The organism is Clostridium thailandense (assembly GCF_019207025.1).
Classification (GTDB): domain Bacteria; phylum Bacillota; class Clostridia; order Clostridiales; family Clostridiaceae; genus Clostridium_AM; species Clostridium_AM thailandense.
The window spans coordinates 46,008-52,582 of record NZ_JAEEGC010000062.1 but is presented as its reverse complement, the minus strand read 5'-3'; the positions used below and the strand labels follow the sequence as shown (position 1 = coordinate 52,582).

The 6,575-nt window shown below is 33.2% G+C and carries 5 protein-coding genes; all 5 read left to right on the top strand.

Going from position 1 to position 6,575, the window contains the following annotated elements; translation table 11 throughout:
- On the top strand, nt 1-2,170 hold a 2,170-nt coding region (locus I6U48_RS14065; RefSeq protein ID WP_218321098.1), incomplete at its 5' end, for an efflux RND transporter permease subunit.
- Between the two features lie 346 nt (nt 2,171-2,516).
- Nucleotides 2,517-3,797, top strand: coding sequence for a hypothetical protein (locus tag I6U48_RS14060; protein WP_246615348.1), 1,281 nt, complete (start codon nt 2,517-2,519; stop codon nt 3,795-3,797).
- A gap of 284 nt (nt 3,798-4,081) precedes the next feature.
- Nucleotides 4,082-5,263 (top strand): amidohydrolase, encoded by a 1,182-nt coding sequence (locus I6U48_RS14055; protein ID WP_246615347.1) that lies wholly within the window; start codon nt 4,082-4,084, stop codon nt 5,261-5,263.
- A gap of 34 nt (nt 5,264-5,297) precedes the next feature.
- Complete coding sequence (locus tag I6U48_RS14050) at nt 5,298-6,134, top strand: DUF3100 domain-containing protein (protein WP_218321097.1); 837 nt, start codon at nt 5,298-5,300, stop codon at nt 6,132-6,134.
- Nucleotides 6,124-6,570, top strand: coding sequence for a hypothetical protein (locus tag I6U48_RS14045; protein ID WP_218321096.1), 447 nt, complete (start codon nt 6,124-6,126; stop codon nt 6,568-6,570). Before I6U48_RS14050 ends, I6U48_RS14045 begins: the two co-directional genes overlap by 11 nt.
- Nucleotides 6,571-6,575: the final 5 nt, after the last annotated feature.

Sequence of the window (6,575 nt, the reverse complement as noted above, 5' to 3'; positions counted from 1 at the left end):
CAAATCTATGGATGTTCCCATTGAAAGCATTAAAAAAATCTTGCCATCAGGAGTTAAAATTAACCTTGTAGCTGATAACTCAACATCTATAATTGATTCGGTCAAAGATGTTCAGCATACAATGATAGAAGGATGTATACTTGCAGTTGTTGTAGTTTTTATGTTTCTTAAGAATGTTGCCAGTACTGCAATTGCTATACCTGTATCCATAATTACTACTTTTGCAGTAATGAAATTTATGAATTTTACACTTAATACAGTATCACTAATGGCTTTATCCATTGCTGTTGGATTACTTATTGATGATGCCATAGTTGTTATTGAAAATATTGTGCGTCACCTTCAAATGGGAAAAAGTCCAATCCAAGCAGCAAAGGATGGTACTGCGGAAATAGGACTTGCAGTTATAGCTACTACTTTTGCTATAGTAGCAGTATTTGTTCCTATTGCTATGATCAATGGTATGGTAGGAAAGTTTCTTGTACAATTTGGATTGACTGTTGCTGCCAGTGTTTTAGTTTCACTATTTGTAGCCTTTACCTTGGTACCAATGCTTTCAGCAAAGAATCTAAGCAGTAAAGAAAAGGAAATTCCTATAATAGGGAAATTCTTAGAAGGATTTAATAATTCTTTTGATAACTTATCTAAGAATTATTCTAAATTGTTAAAATGGGCACTAGAGCATAGATCTGTAACTTTGATGATACCAATAGGATTATTAGTAGCAAGTTTACTTTTAGCTACACAATTGAAGACAGGCTTTGTTGCTGCAACAGATAATGGACAAATATCAATAACAGCAAATTTAGATTCAGGTTCCACCTTAGATAGTGCTTCAAAAATTGATAAAGATATGGAAACTATCATTAAGAAGAATAAAACAGTACAATATATATCTTCAACAGTCCAGTCAGATAAAATTAAACTTAATGTGAAAATTTCAGATAAAAAAGACAGGAAAGAGGGTATTGACGATATTATAGCAAAAATCCGACAGGATTTAGTTAATATCCCAGGAATCAACTTATCAATTAACTCAGCCGGTGTTTCTACAGGATCAGGTAAGTCAGTTCAATACCATGTTCAAGGTTCAGATTTTGCAAAGCTGCAGGAATATGCTTTAAAAGCTGAAAAGGTAATGAAAAATACTCCTGGAGCAGTAGACGTAGGTATTACTTATACATCTGGAAAACCAGAAGTGAAACTTGAAGTGGATAGAGATAAAGCTGCTGATTTAGGAGTAAATCCAAGTACCATTTCTAGTACATTAAGTACTTTATTTAATGGAAGTGTAGTAAGTCAGTACGAAACTGAAAAGGATAGATACGATGTTCGTATGCAGCTTGAAGAAGGCAATAGAAAAGATTTTGATAGTTTACAAGGAATCTATGTGACTAGTACAAGTGGCAAAATGATTCCTATTGATCAAGTAACTAAAAAAGTTTTTGCTACATCTTCATCTACTATCAATAGATATGATAAAGAAAGAGAAATTCAGCTAAGTGCAAACTATGTTGGAGTAGCACAGAGTGATTTTACTAAGGCATTTACTAATAAGCTAAAAAGTGAAGCACCTACACCAAAGGATATAAAGTTAAGTGCCGAAGGAACTCAGGATCAAATGGCAGAAAGTATGGGAGGTTTAGCTATAGCACTTCTTATGGGAGTTCTATTTATATTCCTTGTAATTGCAGCTCAGTTTGAAAGTTTTGTAGATCCACTTGCTATTTTACTTTCTTTGCCACTAGCGATTATTGGTGCAATTTTAGGATTGCTTATTGGTAATAAAGAGCTAGATATGATGTCTGCAATAGGTGTTATCATGCTTATGGGCTTAGTTACTAAAAATGCAATTTTGCTTATTGATTTTGCAAAACAAAATTGCAGCAAAGGAATGAATTTAAAACAAGCTTTAATAGATGCTGGTCATACCCGTTTAAGACCAATTATTATGACTTCTTTAGCAATGATTTTTGGTATGATTCCTACAGCAATGGCATCCGGTGCGGGATCAGAGCAACGTGCACCTATGGCCTTTGCAATTATTGGAGGGCTAATTACATCAACATTGTTGACACTTTTATTTGTACCAGTAGTGTACACATATTTGCATGATTTTAAGGGGTTATTTGAGAAAAGGGTTAAGAAAAAGGCAGTATCTGAGATGTAACTATAAATAGTAATAATAAATTAGTTCAATATCATCTCCAAGGTTCAGATTTTGTAAAGCTGTAGAAATATGCTTTAAAGGCTAAAAAAGTATAGATTTGAGCAGTAACATCAATAAAACAAGAAAAGCATGTGATTTTAAAATAAATTATAAGAATCACATGCTTTCAACTTTTAAGGGCTTATACTCTTTCATATTATTTTTACTTTCCCTACAATGAGATTTTTGGTAGAATACTACTCATAGAAGAGATTTTATATAATTTTTAAAGTAAGAATTACTTGTTGATTAATTATATTTAGAAAGTAGGAAATCAAAAGTGTATAAAATTGGTATGGTTGGTGTCATGGGCCCTAGGCAATCAGTTGAACGAATATTAAGTGTTGCTGAGGAAATGAAAACGTCTTTTGAATTTATTCCATATATATATGAAAGTCCTAGTGAGATTGAAAAACTTATTTTAAAGAACAATGATAAAGTTAGAGCATGGTTATTTTCAGGTCCTGTTGTATACTTATTTGCTAAGGATGCATTAAAATCTGAAAAAAATTTATTTTATATACCAGCAACAGAATCAGGGCTATTTAAAGCAATGCTAGACTTTATTTATGATCAAAATAGAACTCCAAATAGTTTTAGTATTGATTTACCAAAAGACATGTATCCGTTAGATGATACACTTAAACAATTAGATAGTCCGCCGAAGCATATTTACACGAAATATATAGATTCACAAACTAAATCAGAAGAGCTTTTAGAGTTTCATATGAATTTATGGAAGCAAGGAAAGACCGAAGGAGGAATTTCTTGTTTACCCTCTATTAGTGAAGAATTGAAAAAGTTGGGAGTTCCAGCCTCGTGGCTAACAACTAGCCGTCTAGAAACCAGGCAAGCTATTAAGGTAGTAGTGGAAAACCTCATGACATCTTATTTTAAAGGAATACAAATTGGGGTTGAAATGATTGAGGTTGAAGACTTTGATAAAATCATTAATAAGATGAAATCAACCTACTATCTTCAGCGTTTAGAGCTGCGCTTAAAGGATATAATTTTAAGATTGTGTGAAAAAATTAATGGTTTTTTATCCGAACGAGGAAATGGCAGGTATGTCATTATTAGTACACGTGGTGCAATTGAAGAGGAGATTTCAACATTAAAGAAAACGATTCATCAGTTATCAACAGAGGCTGATGCTAGTGTCGCTGTTGGAATAGGTTACGGAGAAACTGTGTTATCTGCAGAAGTTAATGCACACAATGCAATGCAGCAATCAAAAGAAAAAGTTGAAAGGAACATTGTTATTATTCAGGAAAATGGATTGATAATTGAATATGCTGAGGATGAAGAAGAGTTAACTTATTTTCCAGTAACTAGTGATTTAGAGCTAATTGAGAAGTTAAAGGCGGCGAATATTAGTGTTAAGACATACAAAAAAATATTTGCCTTAAATCAAAAAATGGGCTGGAATCAATTCACAACAAAAGATATAGCAGCCCATTTACAAATGACGGAGCGTAATTCTAGGCGTATCATATCAGAATTATGTAAGATAGGTTTGGCATTGTGGATTGGTGAGGAGGATTTTTCTACTCGGGGACGACCAAGTAAGCTTTATCGATTAATTTAGACAATTAAGTTAACAACAAAATATATATTAAGTGAAAAATACATTTATTCATGAAAAGAGATTATTTTAAAACTAATCGATAGTTTTGAAATAGTCCTTTTTTGTTATCTAAAAGTTTGTGAGAGTACTAGCATTTAAGTGAGTATCCGTAAAAAATTTGGAATTCGGATTTTAAATTCCTGCATTATTCAAAAAAATCTTGAAATGTTTAAGAGTATTGAATATAATAATATAAAAGGAAAATTTCCTTTTATATACCGAAAATATAGACTAAGGGGGCAAATATGGAAAAAATTAAGAAAATGGACAAACTGATAGAATCAGTTGAGAAAGAAGTAATTGGATGGCGAAGACATTTTCATCAAAATCCAGAGTTATCATTTGAAGAAACAGAAACGTCACAATTTATTTATGACACCTTGCTGTCTTTGGGGAATATGACAGTTTCACGTCCTACGAAAACAAGTGTTGTTGCACGTTTGATTGGGGCAAAACCTGGTAAGGTAATTGCTTTTCGAGCTGATATTGATGCCTTACCCATTCAAGAAGAAAATGATTTATCGTACAAGTCTAAGAATGATGGTGTTATGCATGCTTGTGGACATGATGGACATGCGGCAGTGCTTCTTGGAGCAGCAAAAATTATGAGTCATTTTAAAGAAGAAATGAGTGGTGAAGTGCGTTTTATCTTTCAACATGCTGAGGAAATTCCACCAGGAGGAGCATATGAGATGGTTAAGGCTGGAGTTATGGAAGGAGTAGATGAGGTATACGCAATTCATATTATGGCTCTTGCGCCTATTGGAAAAATAGATGTTGCATCAGGTATAGCTTCATCAGGAAATGATGCATTTAAAATAAAGATTCAAGGTAAAGGTGGCCACTCATCTATGCCAAATGAAGCAATAGATCCAATTGTTATTGGTTCTGAAATTGTAAGTAACTTACAACATATAGTTTCTCGTCAAATTAATCCCTATGAGAGGGTTGTTGTTTCCGTAACAAAATTCCATGCAGGGGATACTTACAATATTATACCTGACATAGTTGAATTAGAGGGTTCTGTTCGTACTTTTAAACCTGAGATACGTAAAGAAATACCTGTTCTTATGGAAAGAATTATTAAAGGAATATGTGAAGCTCATGGAGCAACATATAAATTTGATTATAATTATGGCTATGATATGATAAAAAATAATGAAGATGTAACTAAATTTGTAGAGGAAACCATTATTAATACTTTTGGAGCAGATAAATTAAGAATAACGGAGCCGATGATGGCGAGCGAAGATTTCTCAGCATTTGCAAATGAAGCACCAGGGTGCTTTGTTATAGTTGGGGCTAAAAATGAGGAGAAAGGCATAATATATCCTCATCATCATCCGCGTTTCAATATTGACGAAAATTCGCTGAATATTGCATTGGAATACTTTGTGAGTATTGCGAGTGGAAGAGTTCTTCTATAAACACAAAGGATATATTTTTAAGGGGGCTAAAATTATGAATAAAGAAAAGCTAATTAATCCAAAAGTGCATCTTTTGGCTTTATGTTTAGTAGTATTTACAGAGTTTATTGGGGCTAAAAAATTAAATGTTGGATTTGGAGTTATAGCATTATTTCCAATGCTATATGCTTTAGTTTTGGGAGGAATTATAAGTTTTCCTTCACTTAAATTATTAAAAGAAAAAGATATGTCTAAATCAGCAAATATTTTAGGAATTTCATTTGTATTATTAGTAGCAAAACTAGGAACTATGCTTGGCCCTTCAATTATGAAAGTTTTCAGTGAGGGATGGGCTCTTTTATTTCAAGAAGTGGGCCATTTTATAGGAACTGTAATTCTTGCGCTTCCTGTTGCTGTTTTTCTAGGAATGAAGCGAGAAGCTATAGGTGCAACTTATTCAATAAGCAGGGAAAACAATTTAGCTATTATATCTGAGAAATTTGGCATTGAGTCTCAGGAAAGTAAGGGAGCAATTGGAGTTTATGTTTGTGGAACACTGTTTGGAGCAATTTATTTAGGACTATTAGCTGGTATTTTAGGTGGAACAGGAGTTTTCCATCCTTTAGCATTAGCAATGGGCGCAGGTGTTGGATCAGGTAGTATGATGGCTGCAGCAGCTGGCGCATTGGTAGTTTTATTTCCTGACTTTAAAAATGACATACTTGTATTCTCTGGAGCTGCAAATCTCGCAACAACTTTACTAGGTACATTTGTATGTGCATTTATATCACTTCCATTAACGGAACGCTTCTATAACTGGCTGGAACCTAGAATTGGTAGAAGAAAAAAATTAAATTCAAATATTGAAAGGAGCAATAGTAATGAAGGATAATGCTATTACATTAAGCGCTATAGGACTAATAACATTGATTGGAAATTGGATAGGATTTGGAATTAAGCCGCTCGAAGCACTCCCTGGAATGGCTATTCTTGTTGCTATAGCTATTTTAGGTTGGTGGATAAGTAAAGTTATTCCGGTAAAGATAGAATCACCTACAGTTGTATGGATTTCACTTTTGGCACTACTTTTGACTTCGCCAATTTTTCCAGGACATGAAATACTAACAAAGGTTACAAATAAAGTGAATTTTATGGCGTTAACCACACCTGTTTTATCTTATGCAGGATTATCTTTAGGCAAAGATATCAATACATTTAAGAAATTAGGATTTAGGATTGTTGTTATTTCATTGCTTGTTTATACAGGAACATTCTTATTTGCTACTGGCTTTGCACAGATAGTATTAAAATTAAATGGGACTATCTAATTTAG

Bases quoted from the DNA above. Each gene is read 5' to 3' on its own strand.
- I6U48_RS14060 (WP_246615348.1), top strand. From the start codon at position 2,517: ATGGGCCCTAGGCAATCAGTTGAACGAATATTAAGTGTTGCTGAGGAA.
- I6U48_RS14055 (WP_246615347.1), top strand. From the start codon at position 4,082: ATGGAAAAAATTAAGAAAATGGACAAACTGATAGAATCAGTTGAGAAA.
- I6U48_RS14050 (WP_218321097.1), top strand. From the start codon at position 5,298: ATGAATAAAGAAAAGCTAATTAATCCAAAAGTGCATCTTTTGGCTTTA.
- I6U48_RS14045 (WP_218321096.1), top strand. From the start codon at position 6,124: ATGAAGGATAATGCTATTACATTAAGCGCTATAGGACTAATAACATTG.